23 protein-coding genes and 2 tRNA genes are annotated in these 26733 nt (G+C 62.5%); 9 read left to right on the plus strand and 16 right to left on the minus strand.

The window, feature by feature from the left end; genetic code table 11:
- Position 1: 1 nt before the first annotated feature.
- The 9 genes from ybgC to CAY82_RS20650 form a co-directional block, all read right to left on the minus strand.
- Positions 2–454, minus strand: coding sequence for a tol-pal system-associated acyl-CoA thioesterase (ybgC, locus tag CAY82_RS20610; protein WP_015271472.1), 453 nt, complete (start codon positions 452–454; stop codon positions 2–4).
- A 125-nt stretch (positions 455–579) separates the two neighbouring features.
- Positions 580–1626, minus strand: a complete 1047-nt coding sequence (ruvB, locus tag CAY82_RS20615; RefSeq protein ID WP_087502834.1) for a Holliday junction branch migration DNA helicase RuvB — start codon at positions 1624–1626, stop codon at positions 580–582.
- A complete protein-coding gene (gene ruvA, locus CAY82_RS20620; RefSeq protein ID WP_015271473.1) occupies positions 1623–2240 on the minus strand; it encodes a Holliday junction branch migration protein RuvA in 618 nt (205 codons plus the stop codon). Before ruvA ends, ruvB begins: the two co-directional genes overlap by 4 nt.
- A gap of 109 nt (positions 2241–2349) precedes the next feature.
- Positions 2350–2874 (minus strand): crossover junction endodeoxyribonuclease RuvC, encoded by a 525-nt coding sequence (gene ruvC, locus CAY82_RS20625; protein WP_004375291.1) that lies wholly within the window; start codon positions 2872–2874, stop codon positions 2350–2352.
- Between the two features lie 185 nt (positions 2875–3059).
- Complete coding sequence (locus tag CAY82_RS20630; RefSeq protein WP_013973810.1) at positions 3060–3806, minus strand: YebC/PmpR family DNA-binding transcriptional regulator; 747 nt, start codon at positions 3804–3806, stop codon at positions 3060–3062.
- Between the two features lie 114 nt (positions 3807–3920).
- Complete coding sequence (gene aspS, locus CAY82_RS20635) at positions 3921–5696, minus strand: aspartate--tRNA ligase (RefSeq protein WP_015271474.1); 1776 nt, start codon at positions 5694–5696, stop codon at positions 3921–3923.
- Positions 5697–5789: 93 nt separating this feature from the next.
- Positions 5790–6011: an FmdB family zinc ribbon protein gene (locus CAY82_RS20640; protein WP_003254776.1), complete on the minus strand. Its 222-nt coding sequence runs from the start codon at positions 6009–6011 to the stop codon at positions 5790–5792.
- A 94-nt stretch (positions 6012–6105) separates the two neighbouring features.
- Complete coding sequence (locus CAY82_RS20645; RefSeq protein WP_087502835.1) at positions 6106–6435, minus strand: ribbon-helix-helix domain-containing protein; 330 nt, start codon at positions 6433–6435, stop codon at positions 6106–6108.
- A gap of 163 nt (positions 6436–6598) precedes the next feature.
- Positions 6599–7072 (minus strand): Dps family protein, encoded by a 474-nt coding sequence (locus CAY82_RS20650; RefSeq protein WP_003254783.1) that lies wholly within the window; start codon positions 7070–7072, stop codon positions 6599–6601.
- A gap of 279 nt (positions 7073–7351) precedes the next feature.
- On the opposite strand from CAY82_RS20650, the gene CAY82_RS27215 reads away from it, so the two are divergent.
- Positions 7352–7945: a cold shock domain-containing protein gene (locus CAY82_RS27215; protein WP_087502836.1), complete on the plus strand. Its 594-nt coding sequence runs from the start codon at positions 7352–7354 to the stop codon at positions 7943–7945.
- Between the two features lie 255 nt (positions 7946–8200).
- On the opposite strand, the gene CAY82_RS20660 is transcribed toward CAY82_RS27215, so the two are convergent.
- Both CAY82_RS20660 and CAY82_RS20665 read right to left on the minus strand, forming a co-directional pair.
- Positions 8201–8407, minus strand: a complete 207-nt coding sequence (locus tag CAY82_RS20660; RefSeq protein ID WP_087502837.1) for a SlyX family protein — start codon at positions 8405–8407, stop codon at positions 8201–8203.
- Entirely contained in the window at positions 8408–8827 is a 420-nt protein-coding gene (locus CAY82_RS20665; RefSeq protein ID WP_087502838.1) for an HIT domain-containing protein, read from the minus strand.
- 692 nt (positions 8828–9519) lie between these two features.
- On the opposite strand from CAY82_RS20665, the gene CAY82_RS20670 reads away from it, so the two are divergent.
- The 3 genes from CAY82_RS20670 to CAY82_RS20680 all read left to right on the plus strand — a co-directional run bounded on the left by CAY82_RS20670 (position 9520) and on the right by CAY82_RS20680 (position 13635).
- The gene (locus CAY82_RS20670; RefSeq protein WP_087502839.1) at positions 9520–10785 is read left to right on the plus strand and encodes an OprD family porin; all 1266 of its coding nucleotides are present in this window, start codon (positions 9520–9522) and stop codon (positions 10783–10785) included.
- Between the two features lie 160 nt (positions 10786–10945).
- A complete protein-coding gene (locus CAY82_RS20675; protein ID WP_087502840.1) occupies positions 10946–12661 on the plus strand; it encodes a proline--tRNA ligase in 1716 nt (571 codons plus the stop codon).
- 20 nt (positions 12662–12681) lie between these two features.
- Complete coding sequence (locus CAY82_RS20680) at positions 12682–13635, plus strand: hypothetical protein (RefSeq protein WP_087502841.1); 954 nt, start codon at positions 12682–12684, stop codon at positions 13633–13635.
- A 167-nt stretch (positions 13636–13802) separates the two neighbouring features.
- Here CAY82_RS20680 and dinB read toward each other — a convergent pair whose 3' ends face one another.
- The gene (gene dinB / locus CAY82_RS20685) at positions 13803–14861 is read right to left on the minus strand and encodes a DNA polymerase IV (RefSeq protein WP_170931111.1); all 1059 of its coding nucleotides are present in this window, start codon (positions 14859–14861) and stop codon (positions 13803–13805) included.
- Between the two features lie 220 nt (positions 14862–15081).
- Here dinB and CAY82_RS20690 point away from each other — a divergent pair.
- The 4 genes from CAY82_RS20690 (at position 15082) to CAY82_RS20705 (ending at position 19565) form a co-directional block, all read left to right on the plus strand.
- Positions 15082–15158: transfer RNA gene (locus CAY82_RS20690), tRNA-Met, on the plus strand.
- A 134-nt stretch (positions 15159–15292) separates the two neighbouring features.
- A tRNA-Met gene (locus tag CAY82_RS20695) sits at positions 15293–15369 on the plus strand.
- A gap of 261 nt (positions 15370–15630) precedes the next feature.
- The gene (gene mprF, locus CAY82_RS20700; RefSeq protein WP_087502843.1) at positions 15631–18273 is read left to right on the plus strand and encodes a bifunctional lysylphosphatidylglycerol flippase/synthetase MprF; all 2643 of its coding nucleotides are present in this window, start codon (positions 15631–15633) and stop codon (positions 18271–18273) included.
- Positions 18273–19565 (plus strand): virulence factor family protein, encoded by a 1293-nt coding sequence (locus tag CAY82_RS20705; protein WP_087502844.1) that lies wholly within the window; start codon positions 18273–18275, stop codon positions 19563–19565. Before mprF ends, CAY82_RS20705 begins: the two co-directional genes overlap by 1 nt.
- A 306-nt stretch (positions 19566–19871) precedes the next feature.
- Here the strand turns inward: CAY82_RS20705 and CAY82_RS20710 are convergent, their stop codons facing one another.
- The gene (locus tag CAY82_RS20710) at positions 19872–21782 is read right to left on the minus strand and encodes a potassium transporter Kup (protein ID WP_087502845.1); all 1911 of its coding nucleotides are present in this window, start codon (positions 21780–21782) and stop codon (positions 19872–19874) included.
- 236 nt (positions 21783–22018) lie between these two features.
- Between CAY82_RS20710 and rimO the strand changes: the two genes are divergently transcribed.
- Entirely contained in the window at positions 22019–23350 is a 1332-nt protein-coding gene (gene rimO / locus CAY82_RS20715; protein WP_087502846.1) for a 30S ribosomal protein S12 methylthiotransferase RimO, read from the plus strand.
- Between the two features lie 71 nt (positions 23351–23421).
- Here rimO and CAY82_RS20720 read toward each other — a convergent pair whose 3' ends face one another.
- From CAY82_RS20720 to CAY82_RS20730, 3 genes are read right to left on the minus strand one after another with little or no spacing between them, the layout of a single operon-like run.
- Positions 23422–24171, minus strand: a complete 750-nt coding sequence (locus tag CAY82_RS20720) for a hypothetical protein (RefSeq protein WP_087502847.1) — start codon at positions 24169–24171, stop codon at positions 23422–23424.
- A gap of 54 nt (positions 24172–24225) precedes the next feature.
- Positions 24226–25842 carry a DUF5666 domain-containing protein gene (locus CAY82_RS20725; protein WP_087502848.1) on the minus strand — a complete coding sequence of 539 codons (1617 nt, stop codon included), beginning with the start codon at positions 25840–25842 and terminating at the stop codon, positions 24226–24228.
- Positions 25839–26684 carry a DUF6502 family protein gene (locus CAY82_RS20730; protein ID WP_087502849.1) on the minus strand — a complete coding sequence of 282 codons (846 nt, stop codon included), beginning with the start codon at positions 26682–26684 and terminating at the stop codon, positions 25839–25841. Before CAY82_RS20730 ends, CAY82_RS20725 begins: the two co-directional genes overlap by 4 nt.
- Between the last annotated feature and the right edge of the window lie 49 nt (positions 26685–26733).

Below are 26733 nucleotides of genomic sequence, written 5' to 3' on the forward strand. Positions count from 1 at the left end.
CTTATTCTCCTGCATTCGATTGAGTACCCGAGCCGTCCGCCGCAAAGGCGTCGCGCAGCTCCGGGGGTATGGCTCGGGGTTTGAAAGTGTCGGCGCGCACGGCGGCCACCAGGAACTGCCCTTCGCAGAGCAGCGTTTCATCCTTTTCCCGCCAGACCTGCTGCACGAAGCGCAGGCTGGCGCGATTGAGTTCAAGTACTTGCGCGGTAACCCGAAGCTCGTCGTCCAGCCGCGCCGGCGCGTGATAGCGCGCTTCGCTGGAGTGGACCACGAACAGCAGATTGTCTTCGGCCAGTTGCGCCTGGGAAAAGCCCAGGTGCCGCAGCCGCTCGGTACGCGCGCGCTCCATGAATTTCAGGTAATTGACGTAATACACCACACCACCGGCATCGGTATCCTCGTAATAGACACGACAACGGTGTGCGAACGGTTCCAGGCCATTTTGCGCGCGCATACTCTAGTGCTTACTCCTCAGCTTGCCAATCCGCTGTGGCAACTGTTTTTTCTTCATTTATGTCTTATTGCCAGCGCACCCTCGGCATGCCAGCGGTAGGACCACGAAAAGCTGCTTTCGATCTGTCACTCATCGCCCGTTTCGGAAAAATCCCCACCCTCCCCCAGGCGCCCGGGTACGTTCAGGCCAAAATGCAGGTAGGCATGCCGGGTGACCACGCGGCCGCGCGGCGTGCGCATGATGTAGCCTTGCTGGATGAGGTACGGCTCGAGCACGTCCTCGATGGTGTGACGCTCTTCGCTGATGGCTGCCGCCAGGTTGTCCACGCCGACCGGGCCACCGTCGAACTTCTCGATCATGGTCAGCAGCAGGCGGCGGTCGGAGTGGTCGAAACCGCGCTCGTCGACATCCAGCAGATTGAGCGCCATGTCGGCCACGGCCTTGGTGATCTGGCCCTTGCCGCGCACCTCGGCGTAGTCGCGCACGCGGCGCAGCAGGCGGTTGGCGATACGTGGCGTGCCGCGGGCCCGGCGGGCGATCTCGTAGGCCCCCTGGTCTTCGATGGCCAGGCCGAGGATGCCGGCCGAACGGCTGACGATGGTGGCCAGGTCCTTGTCGCTGTAGAACTCCAGGCGCTGGACGATACCGAAGCGGTCCCGTAGCGGGTTGGTGAGCATGCCGGCACGGGTGGTGGCACCGACCAGGGTGAATGGCGGCAGGTCGAGCTTGATAGAACGGGCCGCAGGCCCTTCGCCGATCATGATGTCGAGCTGGAAGTCCTCCATCGCCGGGTACAGCACCTCTTCGACGACCGGTGACAGCCGGTGGATCTCGTCGATGAACAGCACGTCATGCGGTTCGAGATTGGTCAGCATGGCCGCGAGGTCGCCCGGGCGCTCGAGAATCGGCCCCGAGGTACTTTTGACCGACACGCCCATTTCATGGGCGATGATGTTGGCCAGGGTGGTCTTGCCAAGGCCGGGCGGGCCGAAGATCAGCGTATGGTCGAGCGATTCGCTGCGGCCACGGGCGGCCTGGATGAACAGCGCCATCTGCTCGCGCACCACCGGTTGGCCGATGTACTCGTCCAGCCGCAGCGGGCGGATCGCACGGTCCTGGACTTCCTCACGGTCGCGGCCACTGGCGGCGATCAGGCGGTCGGCTTCGATCACTTGGTAATCATCCCTTTCAGGCTGCGGCGGATCAGTTCTTCACTGCTCAGGCCGGCCTTGTCCTTGATCGCGGCGATCGCCTTGCTGGCTTCCTGCGGCTTGTAGCCGAGCGAAACCAGGGCGCTGACTGCGTCAGCTTCGGCTGTGGATGCGCTGGCGACCGGCAGCGGCCCGTCGGAGACCAGGGTGAACATGGCCGGGGAAGTTTCCCAAGCCTTGAAGCGGTCCTTGAGCTCTACCAGCAGGCGTTCGGCGGTCTTCTTGCCGACACCGGGCACGCGCACCAGGGCCGAGGTGTCCTGGGCCTGCACGCAGCGCACCAACTCGTCCACTTCCAGCCCGGACATCAGCGCCAGGGCCAGCTTCGGCCCTACGCCGTTCAGGCGGATGAGCTCGCGGAACAGCTCGCGCTCGCGCTTTTCGGCAAAACCGTAGAGCAGGTGAGCGTCCTCGCGCACCACCAGGTGGGTGTGCACGGTTACGGGTTCGCCCACCTTGGGCAGACGGTACAGCGTGGTCATGGGAACTTCCAGTTCGTAACCCACGCCGTTGACGTCGATAATCAGGTGCGGCGGCTGTTTTTCCGCCAGGGTGCCGCGCAAACGTCCAATCACGTTCCGATCCTTCCTCTCGGGGAGCCGGTCAAAGACCGCTCAACCCTATCAGCAAATGCAGCGGGTGAACGCATCACCCGAACAAAATATGTATCAGCGCATGAAGCGCCTACAGACGCAAGCGCCCTCCGCGCCGCCGCGCCGTGGCCAGGCCATGCGGCACCAGGCTGGAGCGGGTATGGGCGTGGCACAAGGCGATGGCCAGGGCGTCGGAGGCGTCGATCTGCGGCTTCTGCGTCAGTTTCAGCAGGTGCATGACCATCATCATCACCTGCTCCTTGTTGGCCCCTCCGGTACCGGCTACCGCCTGCTTGACCTGGGTGGCGCTGTATTCGGCGATTTCCAGGCCGGCTTCGGCGGCGGCGACGATGGCCGCACCACGGGCCTGGCCGAGCTTGAGCGCCGAGTCGGCGTTGCGGGCCATGAACACTCGCTCGATGCCCATGGTTACCGGGCCGTGCTGGGCGATGATTTCACCCACGCCACGAAAGACGATCTGCAGCCGCTCGTGCAGCTCGCCGCTGCCGGTGCGAATGCAGCCCGACGCCACGTATTCGCAACCACGGGCGGTCTGGCGTACCACGCCATATCCGGTGATGCGCGAGCCGGGGTCGATACCAAGAATCAGAGTCATAGTGCCTGTCAAAAAATTGATGCATCTCTGCAAACTGTACCGGCCCTTTCACGGGTAAACCCGCTCCCACAGGTACTGCACCGACTCTGAATGTGGTGCAGTACCTGTGGGAGCGGGTTTACCCGCGAAAGGGCCGGTACAGGCGCTGACAAACTTGAAGAACTGGCATGGATAGCCAGGACACCTTAGCCGAGGTTTTCCATGATCTCGTCGGAAATCTGGGCATTGGAGTAGACGTTCTGCACGTCATCCAGGTCTTCGAGCATGTCGATCAGCTTGAGTACTTTCTCGGCACCGTCCTGGTCGAGTTCGGCGCTGGTGGTCGGCTGCATGACGATTTCCGCGTCAGCGGCCTTGAAGCCAGCCTCTTCCAGGGCATTGCGCACGGCGTAGAAGCTGTTGAACGAGGTGAACACGTCGAACGAGCCGTCGTCGTTGGCCACCACGTCATCGGCATCGGCTTCCATCGCCGCTTCCATCAACGCGTCTTCTTCCACGCCCGGGGCAAAGCTGATCTGCCCCTTGCGCTCGAACAGGTAGGCCACCGAACCGTCGGTACCCAGGTTGCCACCACACTTGGTGAAGGCGTGACGTACCGCAGCGGCGGTACGGTTGCGATTGTCGGTCATGGCCTCGACCATGATCGCCACGCCACCCGGACCGTAACCTTCGTAGCTGAGCTCTTCGACGTTATCGCTTTCGTTGGTGCCGGCACCACGGGCCACGGCACGATCGATGATGTCGCGGCTCATGTTGGCGCCCAAGGCCTTGTCCAACGCCAGGCGCAGGCGCGGGTTGGATGCCGGGTCAGCACCGCCCTGCTTGGCGGCGACCGTCAGCTCACGGATCCACTTGGTGAAGATCTTGCCTCTTTTGGCATCCTGGCGCTCTTTGCGGTGCTTGATGTTCGCCCACTTGGAATGACCAGCCATAACGACTCCGAATCCTTTGAATCACAAACAGCCCCGCCCCTGTACGGGGCGGGACGGGAAATTGCCTGCGCCGAAACGCAAAGGCGCATCCATGTGGATGCGCCCGGGGACTGCTTACTCGACCTTGGTCTGTTCGCGCAGTCGGATGTGCAGCTCGCGCAGGGCCTTGGCGTCGACCATGCCAGGAGCCTGGGTCATGACGCACGCGGCGCTCTGGGTTTTCGGGAAGGCGATCACTTCACGGATCGACTGGGCGCCGGTCATCAGCATGACCAGACGGTCCAGGCCAAAGGCCAGACCACCGTGAGGCGGTGCACCGAACTTCAGGGCGTCGAGCAGGAAGCCGAACTTCTCTTCCTGTTCCGCCGCTTCGATGCCCAGCAGGCGGAACACGGCCTGTTGCATCTCTTTACGGTGGATACGGATCGAACCGCCACCCAGCTCGGTACCGTTCAGAACCATGTCGTAGGCACGGGACAGGGCCGCGGCCGGGTTGGCCTCGAGCTCTTCCGGGGTGCACTTCGGCGCGGTGAACGGGTGGTGCAGCGCGGTGAAGCTGCCGTCCTCGTTCTCTTCGAACATCGGGAAGTCGACCACCCACATCGGCGCCCACTCGCAGGTCAGCAACTCGAAGTCATGGCCCAGGCGGATACGCAGCGCGCCCAAGGCTTCGCTGACCACCTTGAACTTGTCGGCACCGAAGAACACGATGTCACCGTCAACGGCGCCAACGCGGTCGAGGATGGTGTTGAGGTTGGCCTCGGGGATGTTCTTGACGATCGGCGACTGCAGGCCTTCGACGCCCTTGGCACGCTCGTTGACCTTGATGTAGGCCAGGCCCTTGGCACCGTAGATGCCGACGAACTTGGTGTACTCGTCGATCTTGCTGCGTGGCATGCTGGCACCGCCCGGCAGGCGCAGGGCGGTAACGCGGCACTTCGGATCGTTGGCCGGGCCGGCGAACACCTTGAAGTCGACGTCCTTGAGCTGGTCGGCAACGTCGACCAGTTCCAGCGGAATACGCAGGTCCGGCTTGTCGGAGCCGTAGCGGCGCATGGCCTCTTCAAAGGTCATGTGCGGGAATTCACCGAATTCCAGATCCAGCACTTCCTTGAACAGCTTGCGGATCATGCTCTCGGTCAGGCCCATGATCTCGCTTTCATCGAGGAAGCTGGTCTCGATGTCGATCTGGGTGAATTCCGGCTGGCGGTCTGCACGCAGGTCTTCGTCACGGAAGCACTTGGCGATCTGGTAGTAGCGGTCGAAGCCGGCGACCATCAGCAGCTGCTTGAACAGCTGTGGCGACTGCGGCAGGGCGAAGAAGCTACCGGCGTGGGTACGGCTGGGCACCAGGTAGTCGCGCGCGCCTTCCGGGGTGGCACGGGTCAGGATCGGCGTTTCGACGTCGAGGAAGCCGTTTTCGTCGAGGAAGCGACGAATGCTGCTGGTGATGCGCGAGCGCAGGCGCAGCTTGTCGGCCATTTCCGGGCGACGCAGGTCGATGAAACGGTAGCGCAGGCGGGTTTCCTCGCCGACGTCGGAGTATTCATTCAGCGGGAACGGCGGGGTTTCCGCTTCGTTGAGCACGTTCAGCTGGTAGCCGAGGATCTCGATGGCGCCGGAGGCCATGTTGGCATTTACCGCACCTTCAGGGCGCTTGCGGACCTTGCCGGTGATCTGCACGACGTATTCGCTGCGCACGCGATCGGCAGCGGCGAAGGTTTCGGCGCGATCCGGGTCGAACACGACCTGGGCCATGCCTTCGCGGTCACGGATGTCGAGGAAGATCACCCCGCCGTGGTCGCGGCGACGATGGACCCAGCCGCAAAGGGTGACTTCCTGGCCGTCCAGGCTCTCGTTCAGTTGGCCGCAATAATGGCTGCGCATCATGATGGTGGTTTCGCTTCTCGTGATTCGTGTATTCGGTGGAGGCCTTGGCCGCCCGGAGGGCTAATACTGCAAGACCCGGTCACAGCATTCAACTCAGTCGGCCTTGTCGCCGCCTGCCAGATTCTTTTTCGCCCCGGTCTTGAAGTCGGTTTCGTACCAACCATTACCGCTCAGGCGGAAGCCTGGCACCGACAGCAGCTTCTTCAGCGCCGGCGCCTGGCAGGCCGGGCAATCGGTCAGCGGCGCGGCGCTGATCTTCTGCAGCACTTCCATGCGGTGCTCGCAGGATGCACATTGATAGTCATAAAGGGGCATGGGTGTCTCTCGTCAACCACAACGCTGGCTGCCGGGGGGCAGCAAAAAGCGGGATTATATATGGTTAGCAAGCACTGCGCAGCCCGCCAGGCGATCAGCGCACAGTTGGCGGGTCCTGCAGCCAGGCGACGCAGATCACCCGGATCAGGCCGCTGAAGTTGCGCACCCCACCCTGGCGCAGGTGCACTTCGCGGTCCACATAGGACAGCACCGCGCTGACCGAGCAGCGGTTGGCCGCGGCGATGCGCTCCAGGATACCCCAGTAGACGGCCTCCAGCCGCAGGCAGGTGGAAAAACCGTTGAGCCGCACCGAGCGTGACACCGGCTGGGTCTGCAACATGTCGAAATCCGCCTTGAACGGGTCGATGCACTGTTTACCTGGCCAACGCCCCTGGCCAGCCACACGTTTGCTTGCTTGCATCATGCGCCACACTTCCTCGTCACAGGTACCAGGTGGCCTATGAAGCGCTGATGGGCGAGCTTAAAGCAGTGGCAAAATCTTCCTGCACAAAATTGCGCAGGACCTGTGGGAGCAGCCCATCGCGACACAAGGCCGCTCCTACAAGGGCGGGTACAGCGCAGGGTATCTACTTGCCGTCGAGCAGCACCCGCAGCATCCAGGCGGTTTTTTCATGCACCTGCATGCGCTGGGTCAGCAGGTCGGCGGTCGGCTCGTCACTGACCTTGTCCACCACCGGGAAGATGCTGCGTGCGGTACGCACCACGGCTTCCTGCCCCTGGACCAACTGGCGGATCATCTCGTCCGCAGGCGGAACCCCTTCCTCCTCCTTGATCGAGGAGTGCCGCGCATAGAATGCATAGGACCCCGGTGCCGGGAAGCCCAGGGCGCGGATGCGCTCGGCGATCGAGTCGACCGCCAGCGCCAGCTCGTTGTACTGCTCTTCGAACATCAGGTGCAGGGTGCGGAACGACGGACCGGTGACATTCCAGTGAAAGTTATGGGTTTTCAGATACAGCACATAGGTATCCGACAACAGGCGGGACAGCCCATCGACGATGGACTTGCGATCTTCTTCACTGATACCGATATCGATTGCCATGAAGTTCCCCTTTCCATAAGGCTTGAGACCCAAGCGGGCGCCGAACACTGTAGCAACTCTTGATGCATGCCGCATGTGACATGGCGTAACACATCGCCCGCCAAGGCCTGCGGTTTGAGTAGCCTGCGGCTTTACTGTTAAATAGGCATGGTGCCACCCGTGCGGATTGTCATTGCCGGGTGCATAGGCTGGCCTGTCACGTGTTCGCGCTCTACACCTCATGCGCACCGTGCCGCCAGCTCTTCCTGTGATCTGCCTTATCAACTGTGAGCCAACCCCATGTTCAAGATCGTCCATCTGGTGACGGGCGTGGCAGCCTTGCTGCTATCGCTCATACCCAGCCTGAAAACCGATGCGGCCCCTTTCCTGCAACAACCCGACGCGGTCTACCTGGCCCTGCTCGGCCTGCTCAACCTGGTGCTAGCCCCGGTCGTGCCACTGTACTACCGCGGCGCGCGGCAGCAGCTGCAGCACCTGGCCTGCGCCCTGCTGGTGGTGGCCGTGGTGCTGCAGACCCTGACGCTGCTGGCCCGCCCGGAAATGGGCAACCTGGCCGCACTGGTCTGCGCGGCGCTGGCCGTGGCCGTGCACCTGGCCGCGGGCTTTGCCCGCAGCCCGCGCAAGGCACGCTCCAGCCAGCACGCGGCGCAGGATGCCGGCAATCGTGATACCGGTACCGTGAAGTGGTTCAACACATCCAAAGGCTTTGGCTTCATCTCCCGTGACTCGGGCGATGATATCTTCGTGCACTTTCGCGCCATTCGCGGTGAAGGCCACCGTATCCTGGTGGAAGGCCAGCGCGTGGAGTTTTCCGTGATGCACCGCGACAAGGGCCTGCAGGCCGAGGATGTGGTTGCGGTAACCCGCCGCTGATTCCATTTGCAGAAACCATCCCTTGTGGGGGACAGCCCAGCCCTTCGGGCTGCGCTGTCGCGCAGCGAACTGAATTCGCAAGCGGTCCGCACATCCTGTGGGAGCGGCTTTAGCCGCGAAGAATCCAACGCGGTCATGGCACCGGCTGCGCCGGTGTTCGCGGCTAAAGCCGCTCCCACAGGGGCCCTGCTAATTCAATGAGTCATGCGCAGCTCCATGAGAGCTGGCTTGCCGGCGACAGGGCCCTGAAAGGTATCAATAATGAGGCGGCGGCGCCTCGTCCCCTTCGCTGCCGTACTGGCCAACCATCTCTTCGTAACGCTTGATCAGCTCGGCCATCTGCAACTGCAGCCGTTCGATCACCCGCCCCTGCTCGACCACCACGTCATTCAGCGCGTGGATGGTGTCATCCTGGAACGCCTGGCGGGTTTCCAGCTCGACCACTCGTAATTCAAGCGACATTCAGGCCTCCTGGTAGCCGGCAAGCTGCAGCCCGCGCAGGCGCTGGCGAATGGCTCGCACCTGGTCGTCGGTGTAGGTCACCGCCGGGCACTTGCCCCACACCGGTGCCGGCCAGGCGGCGTCGTCGCGCTGGCGCACGATCACGTGCATGTGCAACTGGCTCACCACATTGCCCAGGGTAGCCACGTTCATCTTGTCGGCGCTGTAGCTGGTCTTGAGTGCTTCGGCCAGACCCGTGGTTTCCTGCCACAACTGCTGCTGCTCCGCAGCATCGAGCTCGAACAGTTCGGTGATGCCGGCGCGCTTGGGCACCAGGATGAACCACGGATAGTTGGCGTCCTTGCTCAGTAGCAACTGGCACAGCGCAAACTCCCCCAGCACCAGGGAATCCTGCTGCAAACGCGAATCGAGGACGAACACGGCAAATCTCCTTCAGGCAGAACCAACCCGCTTCACGCGGAAACAGGCCTGCAAGGATACCTTGCACATTCCCGGTAACACAGCGCTACTTTTCGCACCAAAATGAGGCCCTCCGTACACCTCGCACCACACTTGCGACCCCACAAGTGACGCTGCATGAACAAGTTGCGGTAACACATTGACTTTCATGACAGCTTTTCAAATTTCAATGATTCTCGTCCGCGACACCCCGCCAGATGGCTCCCACCCCCGTGTTTCCGGCACTTTCCGACCCCCGGTAGCGGGTTTTGTGAAAATTTCATGAAGCGTTGCGAATTTTGAGCACGCTTGTTGCATTCCTTTCACGCCAAGTCGGCACGACATCTGCAGTGACAGGTGTACGCGACAAATAACAACAGCGGCATTGGTTACCAGGGAGTTTCCCCAACCGGAATCGTCAGTTACAGATTCATTACGGTGACAGGAACAGCGCTGGCGTTGTACGGCCCATGACCCGGGGCGTGATTTGCGACATGGAAATAGCCAGAAGCGACATGGTAAAAAAGTTCCGTAAAGGATGTTTATAGCCATATCGCCAACAACAGTCAGCGTGCTATACATTTTCGCCGACATAACAAGAAAGAGCTGCCCCATATAACTAAAAGACTTGGACGCAGCGGTACTCTTCCTAAAAACCAAAGGAGCAAATCACGATGCGCGTGATGAAGTGGAGCATGATCGCCCTGGCCGTTGCGGCAGGGACCTCGCAGTTGGCAGTGGCCTCGTCCCAGGACGAGTCCAAAGGTTTCATCGAAGACAGCAAGCTGAACGTCAAGACCCGCATGCTGTACTTCAGCCGTGACTTCCGTAACAACGAAGGCGGCCAGAGCCGTCGCGAAGAAACCGGCCTGGGCTTCCTCGGCACCTTCGAGTCCGGCTTCACCCAGGGCACCGTGGGTGTGGGTGTCGATGCCATCGGCATGCTCGGCCTGAAACTGGACAGCGGCAAGGGCCGCGCCGGTACCGGCCTGTTCCCGACCGGCTCCGACGGCCGTTCGCAGGATGATTACTCCAAGGGCGGTGGTGCGGTTAAGTTCCGTATCTCCGACACCGTGCTGAAAGTGGGTGACCAGTTCACCGCACTGCCGGTCTTCGCTACCGACGACAGCCGCCTGCTGCCAGAAATCGCTCAGGGCACCCTGATCACCAGCAACGAGATCGAGGGCCTGACCCTGCATGCTGGCCATTTCACCAGCCTGACCGCCCAGGAGCAGACCAACCGCGACAGCTTCGGCCTGAAGGAAGCCAACGTGGTCGGTGGTACCTACGCCTTCACCGACAACCTCAGCACCAGCCTGTACTACTCGAAGGTCGAAGACTACTGGCGCAAGTACTACGCCAACGTCAACTGGGCGCTGCCGATCTCCGACAAGCAGGGCCTGGTGTTCGACTTCAACATTTATGACACCAAGAGCGAAGGCTCGGCCGAGTACCGCGCATTCGACGGCGACAAGCTGGACAACCGCGCGTTCAGCCTGTCGGGCGCTTACAACATCGGCGCACACACCTTCACCCTGGCCTACCAGAAAGTCACCGGCGACGGCGACTATGGCTATGGCATCGACGGTGGCGGCACCATCTTCCTGGCCAACTCCATTGCCCGTTCCGACTTCAACGCCGAAGACGAGAAATCCTGGCAGGCTCGCTACGACCTGAACTTCGCCGAATACGGCATCCCGGGCCTGACCTTCATGACCCGTTATGTACGCGGTACCGACGCCAACGTCGCCGGCACCAGCAACGGCAAGGAATGGGAACGCGACGTCGATATCAAGTACGTACTGCAGAGCGGCCCGGCGAAAGACCTGAGCTTCCGCGTACGTCAGGCCACCTACCGCTCTTCCGATGGCGTTTACTACGATTCCCCATCGATCGACGAACTGCGCCTGATCGTGGAGTACCCGCTGAGCATCCTGTAAGCCTGGCTTGCAGTGCCCCGCACCTGAAAAAGCCCGGCAATAACGCCGGGCTTTTTCTTGGCTGACAAGTGTCACGCCCTGGGGCATCCTGTACGCCTTCGTTTCGCCCCCGTACAATGCGGGGTCATTTCAATGTCTTAGGCAATCGACACGGCTCACCATGCGCACCAGTCAATATTTGCTCGCCACCCAGAAAGAAACCCCTGCCGACGCAGTGGTCATCAGCCATCAGCTCATGCTGCGTGCCGGCATGATCCGCAAACTGGCCTCCGGCCTGTACACCTGGCTGCCGATGGGCTTGCGGGTGATGCGCAAGGTCGAGGCCGTGGTGCGTGAGGAAATGAACGCCGCCGGCGCCCTGGAAGTGCTGATGCCCAGCATCCAGCCCGCCGAACTGTGGCAGGAGTCCGGCCGCTGGGAACAGTACGGCCCCGAGCTGCTGCGCCTGAAGGACCGCCACCAGCGCGACTTCTGCGTCGGCCCGACCCACGAAGAAGTCATCACCGACCTGGCCCGCAACGAGCTGTCCAGCTATAAACAGCTGCCGCTCAACATGTACCAGATCCAGACCAAGTTCCGTGACGAGATCCGCCCGCGCTTCGGCCTGATGCGCGGCCGCGAGTTCATCATGAAGGACGCCTACTCGTTCCATGCCGACCAGGCTTCCCTGCAGGAAACCTACGACCGCATGCACCAGGCGTACAGCAACGTGTTCACCCGCCTGGGCCTGGACTTCCGTCCCGTGCAGGCGGACACCGGCTCTATCGGTGGCAGCTACTCGCACGAGTTCCATGTACTGGCCGAGTCCGGCGAAGACGACGTGATCTTCAGCGACAGCTCCGACTACGCCGCCAACATCGAGAAGGCCGAGGCCATCCCGCGTGAAACCGTGCGCCCAGCCCCTACCGAGGAACTGCGCCTGGTCGATACGCCAAACGCCAAGACCATCGCCCAACTGGTGGAAAACTACGGCCTGCCGATCGAGAAAACCGTCAAGACCCTGATCGTGCGCGGCGCCGAGGAAGGCAAGCTGGTTGCCCTGGTGGTACGTGGCGACCATGAGCTGAACGAAATCAAGGCGGCCAAGCTGGAACAGGTTGCCGACCCACTGGTCATGGCAACCGACGCTGAACTGCGCGAGGCCATCGGTGCCGGTGCCGGCTCGCTCGGCCCGCTGAACCTGCCGCTGGAAGTCGTGATCGACCGTTCGGTTGCCCTGATGAGCGACTTCGGCATCGGCGCCAACATCGACGACAAGCACTACTTCGGCGTGAACTGGGAGCGCGACCTGCCGGTCCCACAAGTCGCCGACCTGCGTAACGTGGTCGAAGGTGACCCGAGCCCGGACGGCCAGGGCACCCTGGTGATCAAGCGCGGTATCGAAGTGGGCCACATCTTCCAGCTCGGCACCAAGTACAGCGAGGCGCTGAAGTGCCAGGTGCTGGGCGAGAACGGCAAGCCGGTAACCCTGTCCATGGGCTGCTACGGCATCGGCGTGTCCCGCGTGGTCGCCGCTGCCATCGAGCAGAGTTACGACGACAAGGGCATCATCTGGAACGACGCCCTGGCTCCGTTCCAGATCGCCCTGGTACCGCTGCGCTATGAAACCGATGTGGTCCGCGAGGCGACCGACAAGCTATACGCCGAGCTGACTGCTGCCGGCTATGAAGTGCTGCTGGACGACCGTGACAAGAAGACCAGCCCTGGCATCAAGTTTGCCGACATGGAACTGATCGGTATCCCACACCGCATCGTCGTCAGCGATCGCGGCCTGGCCGAAGGCAACCTGGAGTACAAGCACCGCACCGAGCAGGACGCCCAGCCGTTGCCGCTCAATGAAGTGCTGACCTTCCTGCAGGCCCGCGTTCGCCGCTGATAACCAATGCACGAGTGATCATGTTCAAGCGAAGTACCTTTCCCCTGGGGGGCGCCGCACTGTGCGGCGCCCTGCTCGTCAGCGGCTGCGCCAACCAGATGTCCCAGCGCAGCGACCATGAGGAGCGCGTCGAGCGCAAACTGCTCGAGCACACCCTGCAGATCGATGTCGGCGAGCCGAAGGTGATGGAGCTTCCGCAACGACGTGTGCGCGTGCATGAGCAGAAGCGCTTCGAAGTCACCGAGTTCGAAGTCACCCGCAGCTATGACCGTTACACGCCTTACCAGCCCTGGCGGGAGATCTACGAGATCCCGCTGGGTGCGGTGGCCGTGGTGGCGGGCGTCGGTGCCAACGTGGTCAACGTCTTCGCGTTGGGTAATCTGCCGGAAAGCATCACCCACGACTGGCTCAGCTACGGCGTGGACGGGCTCAACCCGTTCATGAACGTGCCGTCCAACGGCCGTGCCCAGCAGAACCTGGCCGGGATCAGCGAAGTGCAGAAAGGCAAGCGCGAGGAATCTACCAGCGTGCCCTGGAGCGAGCGCCTGGTCGAAGTCAAGGCCGGCAAGATGACCCACGAGCTGACAACCGACAGGAACGGCGTGCTGCGCCTGAACCTGCTCGACACCCCGTTCTCTGAACAGAACCTCAACCACATCGGTACCCTGCATCTGCAAGTGCTGGACGAGGACAACGCGGTACGTGGCGATGCCAGCCTGCTGGTCAGCGCCAGCCTGCGCAACAAGCTGCTCGAAGCCCATGAACTGATCTTCGATGACCTCGAAGATGACGATGTCGGCCAATGGGTACACCGGGTCAAACGCTTGTCCGAACTGGGCCTGGAAGAGGAAGCCAGTGAAATGGAACAGAGCCTGATCGAACTGACCCGCAACGATCCGGAGTTGCAGCAGGAGTTTCTGCAGTCGCTGACCAAGGCCACTGGCCGGTTGGTGGCTGATCCGGGCGTGCAATAACTGCTGCGGCAACGCATCCCCCTGTGGGAGCGGCCTTGCGTCGCGAAAGGGCTGCAGAGCAGCCCCAACAATTGATGCATCACTGCTGAAATCCTGGGGCCGCTGCGCGACCCTTTCGCGACACAAGGCCGCTCCCACAGGGGGCCATGCAGCCAGGCCCAGGCCTTTCATTTAGGCGGGAACAGCTCCAGCTGCTCATGTGCCCCGCGCAAGTCGCGCAACCTCACGCCTACCCCCAGCAAGCGCACCGGCTTGCCACCACGGGCAAATGCCTGCCCCAGCAACTGTCGATAACTCTCCAGGTCCCTGCCCGCCCCCGCCTGCTCCATGGTGGTCTGGCTGAAGTCATGGAACTTGACCTTGACGAAGGGTTTTTCCGGCCGGTAACTGCTGTCCATGCGGGCGATACGCTCGTTCAGGCTTTCCAGCAGTTCGGGCAGCCGTGCCAGGCAACTGGCCAGGTCCGGCAAGTCGGTGTCGTAGGTGTTTTCCACGCTGACCGACTGCCGGCGGCTGTCATTGTGCACTGCACGCTCATCGATACCCCGCGCCAGCCCCCACAAACGCTCGCCAAAACTGCCGAATTCGCGCACCAGCGCCAAACGCGACCAGTCGCGCAGCTCCAGGCAGGTTTCGATACCCAGGCGCGCCAGCTTGTCTGCCGTTACCTTGCCCACCCCATGCAGCCTGGCCACCGGCAAGGCGGCGACGAATGCCTCCACTTCGCCCGGGGTAATCACGAACAGGCCATTGGGCTTGCGCCAGTCACTGGCGATCTTGGCCAGGAACTTGTTCGGTGCCACACCGGCCGAGACGGTGATATGCAAGGTGCGGGCAACGCGCCGTCGGATATCCTCGGCAATGCGCGTGGCGCTGCCCGAATACCACTGGCTGTCGCTCACATCCAGGTAGGCCTCGTCCAGCGACAGCGGCTCGATCAGCTCGGTGTAGTCGCGGAAGATGGTGTGGATTTCCCGCGAGGCCTCACGGTAGGCCTCGAAGCGCGGTTTGACGATCAGCAGGTCCGGGCACAGTTTCAGCGCGTGTCGCGACGACATGGCCGAACGCACGCCGTAGGCACGCGCTTCATAGTTGCAGGTGGCGATCACCCCGCGGTGGTCAGGCGAGCCCCCCACCGCCATGGGCCGCCCGGCCAGGCGCGGGTCGTCACGCATTTCGATCGCGGCATAAAAGCAATCGCAGTCGACGTGGATGATCTTGCGCAAGGACATGGATGATCGTCAGCACTGTAAATTCATACAGATAGTATCGCATGCGCCCCCGGGCTATGCAGCCCGTACGCGGCATTGCTCGATAATCGGCCTGTAAGCCCCGTCGCGCCTGAGCTGCGCGCTATATTCAAACGCTAAGAGTTTGAACAGGAAAGGTTTTTTTGAAAAAAAGCTTGACACCCACGGGTAAATCCGTAGAATTCGATCTCACAGGCGCGGGATGGAGCAGCCTGGTAGCTCGTCGGGCTCATAACCCGAAGGTCGTCGGTTCAAATCCGGCTCCCGCAACCAGATTCGAGAAAAGGCCACTGTTCACACAGTGGCCTTTTTCTTTTGCGTCAAATAATGCGCTCGTATAAATATTAAAAAAATCAATGACTAGCGCTTGACACTCATTCTAAAAACTGTAGAATTCGCACCACTGACGCGGGATGGAGCAGCCTGGTAGCTCGTCGGGCTCATAACCCGAAGGTCGTCGGTTCAAATCCGGCTCCCGCAACCATATTCGTCAGAACAAACCCCGCCTGTGTAACAGCAGCGCGGGGTTTGTTGCTTCTCCCCCCCCAGCTTTTCGTCGCCCCAAATTCCCCCACCCTCCAGCCAACCCGCAGGCTTGAGAGGTCGCGCCCAGGATGAACTATCTTTAACCCTGCCAGGCCGCTGAAAGCGCCTTAGGCCGGAGTAACATTGGATACGTTTTCCTAAGGGACTCTCACTTGGCCACACCTTCCCCTCACCTCGCGCTGCATGCCCGGGGCAATCCATGACTTCGCACACCCCCGAACCCCCGGTGCCGCTTGCCTCGGCGCTGCCCGGCGCCGTACAACGCCTGCCCTTGCTCGAACGCTTGAGCCGCTACCGCCAGCCCATAAGCCTGGTGGTGACCCTCGTATTGTTCACCATGGCCTTGATCGCCTGCCGCCACCTGCTGAGCGAGCTGGACATCTATGCCTTGCACGATGCCATGCTCAGCGTGCCTGCCCAGTCGCTACTTGGCGCCTTGCTGGCAACCGTGCTCGGTTTCGTGATCCTGCTGGGTTACGAGTGGTCGGCCAGCCGCTATGCCGGAGTGAAACTGCCGGCGCACAGCCTGGTACTGGGCGGCTTCAGCGCCTTTGCTATCGGCAACGCCATCGGCCTGTCGATGCTTTCGGGCGGTTCGGTGCGCTACCGCCTTTATGCACGCGAAGGGGTTGGCGCAGGTGAAGTTGCACGAATGACCGTTTTTGCCAGCCTGTCACTGGGTTGTGCACTGCCGCCCCTGGCCGCCTTGGCGACCTTGAGCGACCTGCCAGCAGCCTCGGCCGCACTGGGTCTGGCGCCTGGCTTGCTGGCGGGTATCGCCACAGCCGTGCTGCTGGTGTGCAGCTTGCTGGTGTTCGGCTTGTACCGCCGGCGTCTGCCTGAACAACCACTGGCCAATAGCCTGCTGGTACAACTGGGCCGCCGCACACTGCGCCTGCCGGGTGCACGCCTGGCCGCCCTGCAATTGCTGATCACCGCACTGGATGTCGCCGCTGCCGCCACCGTGCTGTATCTGCTGCTGCCCGAAGCACCGCCATTCGGTGCCTTTGTCCTGGTGTACCTGCTGGCGCTGGCTGCAGGTGTGCTCAGCCACGTACCGGGCGGCGTAGGGGTGTTCGAAGCGATACTGCTGGCGGCTTTTGCCGACCAGCTCGGCGCGGCACCGTTGGCAGCGGCCCTGCTGCTGTATCGGCTGATCTATGTGGTGCTGCCGCTGCTGCTGGCCTGTGTGTTGCTGCTGGCCAACGAAGCCCGGCGCCTGCTGTTTGCACAACAGGCTATAAAGGCCGCCTCCGGGCTGGCCGCGCCGATCCTGTCGATCCTGGTATTTCTGTCGGGGGTGGTGCTGCTGTTCTCCGGCGCCACGCCCGAGATCGACACACGCCTGGAGCATATGGGCTTTCTGGTGCCGCACCGCCTGATCGATGCCTCGCACTTCGGCGCCAGCCTGATCGGTGTGCTGTGTTTGCTGCTGGCCCAGGGCCTGCGCCGTCGCCTGTCCGCCGCCTGGCTGCTGACCACCGTGCTGTTGCTGGTCGGCGCCCTGCTGTCGCTGCTCAAAGGCTTCGATTGGGAAGAAGCCTGCCTGCTGACCCTCACTGCCGCCCTGCTCGCTCTGTTCCGTCGCTCCTTCTACCGGCCCAGCCGCTTGCTCGAGTTGCCGTTCTCGCCGGTGTTTCTGGTGGCCAGCGCCTGTGTGGTCGGCGCATCTGTGTGGCTGTTGCTGTTTGCCTACCAGGATGTGCCCTACAGCCATCAGCTGTGGTGGCAGTTCACCCTCGATGCCGACGCCCCGCGTGGCCTGCGCGCCGCCATGGGCAGCGCCTTGCTGCTGGCAGCCGTGGCCCTTACCTGGCTGCTGCGCACCGCGCCGCCAGTGATCCACTTGCCCGACGAAGAAGAGCTGCTACGTGCCCACCGTATTCTGCTGGCCTCCGACCAGCCCGATGGTGGCCTGGCCCTGACCGGCGACAAGGCGTTGCTGTTCCACCCACGCGACAACGCCTTCCTCATGTACGCCCGTCGCGGCCGCAGCCTGGTGGCCCTGTACGACCCGATAGGCCCGGCCCAGGAGCGCGCCGAGATGATCTGGCAATTCCGCGACCTGTGCGACCTGCACCATGCCCGCCCAGTGTTCTATCAGGTGCGCGCCGAGAACCTGCCGTTCTACATGGACATCGGCCTGACCGCGCTGAAGCTGGGCGAGGAAGCCCGGGTCGACTTGCGCCGCTTCGACCTCGAAGCCAAGGGCAAGGAGATGAAGGACCTGCGCTACACCTGGAACCGTGGCGGCCGTGACGGTTTGAGCCTGGAAATCCACGAACCCGGCCATGCCCCGCTGGCAGAGCTGAAGGAAATTTCCGATGCCTGGCTAGGCGGCAAGAACGTACGCGAGAAGGGCTTCTCGCTGGGGCGCTTCAGCCCTGAGTATCTGCAGCACTTCCGCATTGCCCTGATCCGCTTCCAGGGCCGCCCGGTGGCTTTCGCCAACCTGCTGGAGACCCATGGCAACGAACTGGCCAGCCTCGACCTGATGCGTGCGCACCCGGAGGCCCCGAAGCTGACCATGGAATTCATGATGATCGGCCTGATATTGCACTACAAAAGCCATGACTACGCCCGCTTCAGCTTGGGCATGGTGCCGCTTTCCGGCCTGCAGCCGCGGCGTGGCGCGCCCTTGACCCAGCGCCTGGGCTCGATGGTGTTCCGCCGTGGCGAGCAGTTGTACAACTTCCAGGGGCTTAGACGCTTCAAGGACAAATTCCAACCGGACTGGGAACCCCGCTACATGGCCGTGCCGGCAGGGCTCGACCCGCTGGTGGCACTGGCCGACACCGCCGCCCTGATTGCAGGCGGCCTGACTGGATTGGTGAAACGTTGATGACCCGACGCTTTTGGCTGTACCTACTGGTTCCCCTGCTGTTGGCTGCCCTGGGTGGGGTGCTGGCATTCTGGCTGTGGACGCGCCCGGCCCCCGAGGCGCACCTGGAGCTACTGAGCATCAATGACACCCGCATCACCCGCGTGACGCCGGGCGTGCACCCCAAGGCCCGGGTGGCGATCGGTGTACCCCAGGACCAGGCGCTGACCGACAGACAACTGCTGGACCTGGCCCAGGCCGGCGAAGCGCAACTGGTGCAAGTGATTCTGCCGCCCAACGACTGCAGCAAGCAGCAACAGGCCCTGGACCAGGCCCTGGGCCAGTTGCCGGAGAAGCCGACCCTGGTCGCCGGTATCGGCCCTGGCGCCGCCCAGGCCTGGCGCTGGCTGGCGACCCAGAACAACGACAAGGCGCGGGCGATTTCCGTGGACTTCAGCCTGGAACAACCCGGCTGCCAGGCACCGCTACCAAAATCTGCCGCCCACGGTCACTGGAGCGTCGCCTGGAACGACAACCCCGATGACGCCAGCGCTGCCTTCGTGCGCGACCAGGCAAACGCCGAAACCAGCATCAGTGACTACGACATCCACCTGCCGCAAGTGCTCAAGGCCCAGCTCACCCAGGCCCTGGTCGGCCACGATGGCAACGCCCTGGCCATCCCGGTGGTCGAGGTGCCAGCCGGCCAGACAAAAGACACTGTCACCTTGTTCCTTTCCGGTGATGGCGGCTGGCGTGACCTGGACCGCGATGTAGCCGGGGAAATGGCCAAGCTTGGCTACCCGGTGGTGGGCATCGACACACTGCGCTACTACTGGCAGCACAAGACCCCGGAACAAAGCGCCGCCGACCTGTCCGAGCTGATGCAGCACTACCGGCAGAAGTGGGGCACCAAGCGCTTCGTGCTGACCGGCTATTCGTTCGGTGCCGACGTGCTGCCGGCGATCTACAACCGCCTGCCGGCAGAGGACCAGCAGCGTATCGACGCGGTGATGCTGCTGGCCTTTGCCCGCAGCGGCAGCTTCGAGATCGAAGTCGAGGGCTGGCTGGGCAAGGAAGGCCAGGAAGCGCCGACCGGGCCGGAAATGGCCAGGCTGCCGGCGTCCAAGGTGGTGTGTGTGTATGGCGTTGAAGAGGCCGACGAGAGCGGTTGCACCGACAAGACTGCGGTGGGCGAACGCCTGAAGCTGCCCGGGGGGCACCACTTCGATGAGAACTACCCGGCACTGGCCAAGCGCCTGATCGGCGAGATCGAGACGCGCCAGGGCAAGTCGAGCGTGGCTGTACAGAACTGATAGCCCTTGAGGCCCATTCGCGGGTAAACCCGCACACATGAATCATTGGTTCAGCGAGGTTCTGTAGGAGCAGCCTTGTGCTGCGAAGAGGCCGGCACTGACAAAGCCTGTCTATTGCTTGTGCCGGCCTCTTCGCAGCACAAGGCTGCTCCTACAACGGACGCTTCAAACGAGCGATATTTGTTCTCTGCGCGACAGCGCTGCCCAAAGGGGCCGGGCAATCTCCCACAGGTACAGCGCAAGCCTTGCAAGCCATGCGGTCCAAGCGGGAGCGAGCGAGTACTGCCTTGAAATCTGTGTTGCCCCTCAGATCTCGACCTGGGTCCCCAGCTCGATCACCCGGTTCAGCGGCAGGTTGAAGAAGCGCAAGTTGCCGTTGGCATTCTTCAGCAGGAACGCGAACAGGTTGCCCCGCCAGCGCGTCATCCCCTCCAGCCGTGAGGCGATCACGGTCTCGCGGCTGAGGAAGTAGGTGGTGCGCATCGGGCTGAAGTCCAGGTCTTCCAGGTGGCACAGCTTCAATGCCGCCGGCACATCCGGTTCGTCCATGAAGCCGAAGTGCAGCAACACACGGAAGAACCCGTCGCCATAGGCCTCAACTTCAAAGCGCTCCTGTTCCGGCACCCGTGGCCGGTCCTCACTGACCACAGTCAGGAGCACCACCTGGCTGTGCAACACCTGGTTGTGCAACATGTTGTGCAACAGCGCATGGGGCACCGCATCGGAGCGCGCCGTAAGAAACACTGCCGTGCCTTCGACCCGGTGCGGCGGTTGAATGCGGATACTGCTGATGAACAACTGCAGCGGCAGCGCGCCTTCGTCGATACGCTCCATCAGGATCTGCTTGCCGCGCTTCCAGGTGCTCATCAACAGGTACAGCACGCCCCCCGCCAGCACCGGAAAGGCACCGCCCTGGGCTATCTTCGGCACGTTGGCGGCAAAGAACAGCCCGTCGACCAACAGGAAACCCAGCAGAATCGGCACGGCCAGCACGGGCGGCCATTTCCACAGCAGCAGCATCACAGCCGAGACCAGGATGGTGGTCATCAGCATGGTACCGGTCACCGCCACGCCGTAGGCCGCCGCAAGGGCGCCGGACGACTCGAAACCGACCACCAGCAGTACCACGCCGACCATCAGCGACCAGTTGATTGCGCCGATGTAGATCTGCCCCTGTTCGTCACTGGAGGTGTGCTGGATCTGCATACGTGGAATGTAGCCCAGCTGAATGGCCTGGCGGGTCAGGGAGAACGCCCCCGAGATCACCGCCTGCGAAGCGATCACCGTGGCCAAGGTAGCCAAGCCGACCATCGGCAGCAGCGCCCAGCCCGGCGCCAACAGGTAGAACGGGTTACGTGCCGCCTCAGGGTTTTGCAGCAGTAACGCGCCCTGGCCAAAGTAGTTGAGCACCAGCGCCGGCAGTACCAGGGCGAACCAGGCCCGAGCGATCGGCTTGCGGCCAAAGTGGCCCATGTCGGCGTACAACGCCTCGGCACCGGTCAGCGCCAGCACCACCGCACCGAGAATGGCGACTCCCATGCCGGGGTGAACCACGAAGAAGTTCACCGCCCAGGCCGGGTTGAACGCCTTGAGCACTTCCGGGCTCTGCGAGATGCCATGCACCCCTAGCGCGCCCAGCGCCACGAACCAGGTGACCATGATCGGGCCAAACAGCTTGCCGATCTTCTCGGTGCCGTGCTTCTGCACCAGGAATAGCGCCACCAGTATCACCAGCGAAATCGGCACCACCCAGTGGTCGATGCCGTCAAAGGCCAGGCCCATGCCCTCCACCGCCGACAGCACCGACACCGCCGGGGTGATCATGCTGTCGCCATAGAACAGCGAAGCGCCAATCAACCCGCACACCACCATCAGCGTACGCAACCTCGGGTAGGCCGCCGTGGCCCGCCGTGCCAGCGCAGTCAGCGCCATGGTGCCGCCCTCGCCCTGGTTGTCGGCGCGCAGGATGAACATCACGTACTTGAACGACACCACCCACAGCAGCGACCACAGGATCAGAGACAGGATCCCCAGCACGCCATCATGGTTGACAGGCACCCCGTATCCACCGCTGAAGACCTCCTTGAGGGTATACAACGGGCTGGTACCGATATCGCCATAAACCACCCCGACCGCCGCTACGAGCAGGCTCACCGATCGCGTCGCCCCCTGCTTTCCCTCGTGCCCGCCCTCGGCGTGACTGCTTGCCTGAACCATCGACCACTCCCGCAGACGGCCTGTTAGACCAGAAGAATTCCCACCTGCGCCCAGAGGCTACTGTTACCCCTGGCGCAATGGCGCGAAGCATAGCGCAGCGTTCGTCGTATTTCTGCTGGTCAAGCGACACTGCGCTCGCTAGAATTGCGCACTTTTTGATCAGAGGCGCCAAAAGCGCCCGCCAAGATCGCCCCCGATTCCGGCCGGGCGACCTGCATTCAATACCGAGGTTAGTCATGTCCACCACGCCCGCCACCCCCAAGGTAGGTTTCGTAAGCCTGGGTTGCCCAAAAGCCTTGGTCGATTCCGAGCGCATCCTGACCCAGCTGCGCATGGAAGGCTATGAAGTCGTGCCCACCTACGAGGACGCCGACGTGGTGGTGGTCAACACCTGCGGCTTCATCGACAGCGCCAAGGCCGAGTCGCTGGAAGTGATCGGCGAAGCGATCAAGGAAAACGGCAAGGTCATCGTCACAGGCTGCATGGGTGTCGAGGAAGGCAGCATCCGTGACGTGCACCCGAGCGTGCTGTCGGTCACCGGCCCGCAGCAGTACGAGCAGGTAGTCAGCGCCGTGCACGAAGTGGTGCCGCCACGCCAGGACCACAACCCGCTGATCGATCTGGTGCCGCCGCAGGGCGTCAAGCTGACCCCGCGCCACTATGCTTACCTGAAGATTTCCGAAGGCTGCAACCACAGTTGCAGCTTCTGCATCATCCCGTCGATGCGCGGCAAGCTGGTCAGCCGCCCGGTCGGCGAAGTGCTGAGCGAGGCCGAGCGCCTGGTCAAGGCCGGGGTCAAGGAGATCCTGGTGATTTCCCAGGACACCAGCGCCTATGGCGTCGACGTCAAGTACAAGACCGACTTCTGGAACGGTCGCCCGGTCAAGACCCGTATGCTCGAATTGTGCGAAGCACTGAGCAGCCTGGGCGCCTGGGTCCGCCTGCACTACGTGTACCCGTACCCGAATGTTGACGACGTGATCCCGCTGATGGCCGCCGGCAAGATCCTGCCGTACCTGGACATCCCGTTCCAGCACGCCAGCCCGAAAGTGCTCAAGGCCATGAAACGACCGGCCTTCGAAGACCGCACCCTGGCGCGTATCAAGAACTGGCGCGAGCAGTGCCCGGATCTGGTAATTCGTTCCACCTTCATCGTCGGCTTCCCGGGCGAGACCGAGGAAGATTTCCAGTACCTGCTGGACTGGCTGACCGAAGCCCAGCTGGACCGCGTGGGCTGCTTCCAGTACTCACCGGTGGAAGGCGCCCCGGCCAACGACCTGGGCCTGGAAGAAGTGCCGGACGACGTCAAGCAGGACCGCTGGGACCGCTTCATGGCCCACCAGCAGGCCATCAGCGCCGCCCGCCTGCAATTGCGCATCGGCAAGGAAATCGACGTGCTGATCGATGAGGTGGAAGAGCAAGGTTCGGTTGGCCGCAGCTTCTTCGATGCTCCGGAGATCGACGGCAGCGTGTTCATCGATGGTGACCACGGTTTCAAACCGGGTGACAAGGTGCGTTGCCGCGTGGTGGATGCCGACGAATACGACATGTGGGCTGAACCCATCTAACGCAGGTGAAACCTGAAAAGCCCCTGTCCCGGTATTCCGCACAAGGAACCACCGGGGCAGGGGCTTTTTCGTCAGAATGTATGAAAAAGCATCAGGCCGCCCTCTGCATCCGGGCTGGCATCCGAGAAGCCTTTGACTGCGTAGAGCTGCACTTTCCACTGCTGGTTGAGCTTGTGTGTCAGGAACAGGGTAAGTTCCTTGATCTGCGCGCCCGTCGACACGACCTTCTGCCGCCAGTCGTAGGAAGCACCCGCCGAAGTGCCTACCGCCACAGGCATGGCGAAGCCGAGGCTGGCAAATACCGGGTCGTCGAAATCGCTGTCGGGCGGGTCGCCGAACTTCTTCCAGCCCAGGGTCGCGAAGCCGGTCACCGGGCCAAAGGCCTTGGCGATGTCGACCTGGCCGGTGTAGTCGTATTCACCAGTGCCCAGGCATTGGTCTTCATCGGCGGTGGGGAATTTGACCTTGCCGATCAGGTCCAGCATCAAGCCGCCGTCACTACCATCGAGCAGGGCATAACCGGCACTGGTAACCGTGTCTCCCAGCCCGCTTTCCACGTCCCGGCAGCCACCGGGCAAAGGGTCACCACTTGGACCCACTTCGGGGTTGGTGATACGCAGCCAGGGCACGGTGACTTTATAGGTCATGGGGCCGGTTTCATACTTGCCGACCACGGGGACGTACCAGATTTCCGAGGTGGTGCCCGTGCCATAGTCGCCACTTGAATAGTCCATACCTATGGCGGCGCTGAAGGTATCGCCCAGGACCGATGCGCTGGTGCATGACAGCAAGCAGGCGAAAAGAGGGAGCGTGGGTCTCATCTGCACCTCGGTATCCCGTCGGGAAGTGTGATCGCACTTACCCAGCCTAGTTGCCTAATGCCCCGATCGCTCTGGATGCTCCACTTTTTCGGTTTTCTCTACCGTCTCGGGTCTTTCGACCTTTTCGACTTTCTCTACTTTTTCGACCTTCTCGGGCTTTTCGATCTTCTCGACTTTTTCGACCTTCTCCACCTTCTCGACTTTTTCGGGCTTCTCGACTTTTTCTGCCTTTTCAACCTTCTCTACTTTTTCAACTCTTTCCACCTTTTCAAGCTCGACCTTCTCTACCCGGTCAGAGCTTCCACTATTGCTGCTCTCCGGTTGCTCCACGGTGTCGACATGCTCTGACTTTCCGGACTTGTCCACTCTTTCAGTACTGTCACGACCACTAGAATCGTCAACGCCGCCGTGTCCACTGTGATCATCACTGCTTTCAATGCGAACGCTGGCCGCATCGCGCCCGCCATGCCCGCTATTGCCGGAGCCTTCAGAGTCACTTGTGTCGTGGTCACGGCCATGCCCAGACTGCCCTCTGTCCGGGTTGTCGATGGGGTCGTCATGGAACTCCACACGGGTGGCCCGCAGCTCGTGCTTGCCACTGAACACCCCACTGACCCGCACACGTTGATCGAGTGCCAATGCCGCGGGCCGCTTGCCGACGATCACGGTGCCCTGCCCCAGTGTCACCTCGATGCCTGCGACCACCAGCTGTTGTGCGTGGCTGCGCTGTACCAGCCCCTCGATCACCGCCGTCTGCACTCGGCCCGCAAAAGGCAGGCTTGGGTCTGGACGGGTTTGCGCCACTTCCAACTGACGCCCGGTCCACTGCCCACGCACCAGCACTTCCCGCGCGGGTGCCACACGGGTTCCCAGCTTCAGCCCCTGGAGGCTGCCGGTACGATCAACCGCACCGATGGCACTGGCTTCCCTGAGCCCCGGTGCCCGTTCGATACGGCTGGCTACCACTTCGCCCTTGGCATCGCGCAGGCCACTGACCCTGACCGGCTCGCCCGGGCGCAGCCCTTCAGCCACCCGCGCCCCTGCCGCAAGCCGCACAGGTTGGCCCATGACCCGCAGGGGTGCCGAAGCATTGGGCAGTGCCGTCAGCGGCCCTTCGTAAACGTTGAGGATCGAGATACGCCCTGCTTGCAGGCCGCGCTTGCTGGCAAATGCCTCCACCGCGACAACCTGCCCGATTGCCAGGTGCGCGCTACTGGCAGGCGCACCGTTTTCACTCACTGGTACGTCTTTGCCAAAGTGCACTTCCAGGCCATTGACGCATATCGAGGCGAACCCGGTTATAGTGCCGACGATGCCCGTGCCACCGGTGCCGCCCGGGCGCAGGATCGGCGCACCAGTACCGCCTACCCCGCCGTCCATACCGTCGGCCACCGCACCGGTTCCGCCTGTACCGCCGGGACGCTGCGGCAGCGGCGCACCAGTGCCACCCACACCACCGTTCTCACTGCGTACTCCAGTACCGCCGACACCGCCCGTCCTGGCCCCGGTCCCGATACCGCCAGGAAACTGCAAGCCCGCTGCACCCGCCATGCCCATTTCGTCACGGCTGACACACACCGGTGCTGCGACCACCTCGGCAGGCGCCACCAGGTTCAGCCCGAAACCCAGGGCCAGTGTGACGACACTGAGGCAGCGCGCGAGGAAAGTCATGGGTCTGGTGTCTTCGACAAATCGGGGTCGGTGGGTTCAGTGTAGAAATAAAGCCCGACAGTGATGCGCTGACGTTGCCCGGCGCTGGGCACATCGGCATCTTCCAGATCTGATGCGAGCCGGCTAAAGGCAAGCAGCGTTTGCATGCCCTCCTTGTCCACCACTTCACGCAGATGATCGACGCTGGCCAGGCTCAAGGCATCGTAGTGCACGCTGCGTTCAAAGAACGGCTGGCCCTCCCCACTCAGGTTGTGCACTGCTGCGCAGGCATGGTCATGCAGGTTGTGACCGAAGTACGCGGCCTTTTCATCGAAGCCCTTCTGCGGCACGAATGCCTGGGCTTCCAGGTGGACATAGTCCTGCTCGTCAAGCCGGACGATACCCAGGCGCAACCACTCATCCAGCACCACTCGCCCGCGGATGTCGGTGCTGATTCTCGCCACCAGGGCATCGAAGGAGCAATCACCGCCGACCCTCGCCAGGCGCGGCAACGGCAGCGCCTGGCCAGGCTCGGAGCAGAACGGCTTGCTAGTGGTCCACATATTGACCAACTGTGCACCTAACGTGATGTTTTCCGGCAACGCCGCGAGCGTCGGGTCACTTTCGCTGCGCAACCGCCGGACATCCTTGCGATGCACGCCTGTGAGCAGGCTGACGCGGCTGTCGGTCGGCACTGTGCCGTCCAGGCGAAACTCGCGATGTGCCACATCGACGAACACGTCCTTGAGCAAGTCGGCGAACATCGTATAGGTGACCCCTTTGCGCAGCATCAGGCGCACCAGAGGACGCATGACACGCCGCAGTGCGCTTAACATCGAAGGGGGGATGGTAGGCGATTGCATTGAGCGCATTCCTTGACAGATGAACCCAGTATACGACGCGGGAAAACAT

Source organism: Pseudomonas sp. SID14000, assembly GCF_002165135.1.
Lineage (GTDB): Bacteria > Pseudomonadota > Gammaproteobacteria > Pseudomonadales > Pseudomonadaceae > Aquipseudomonas.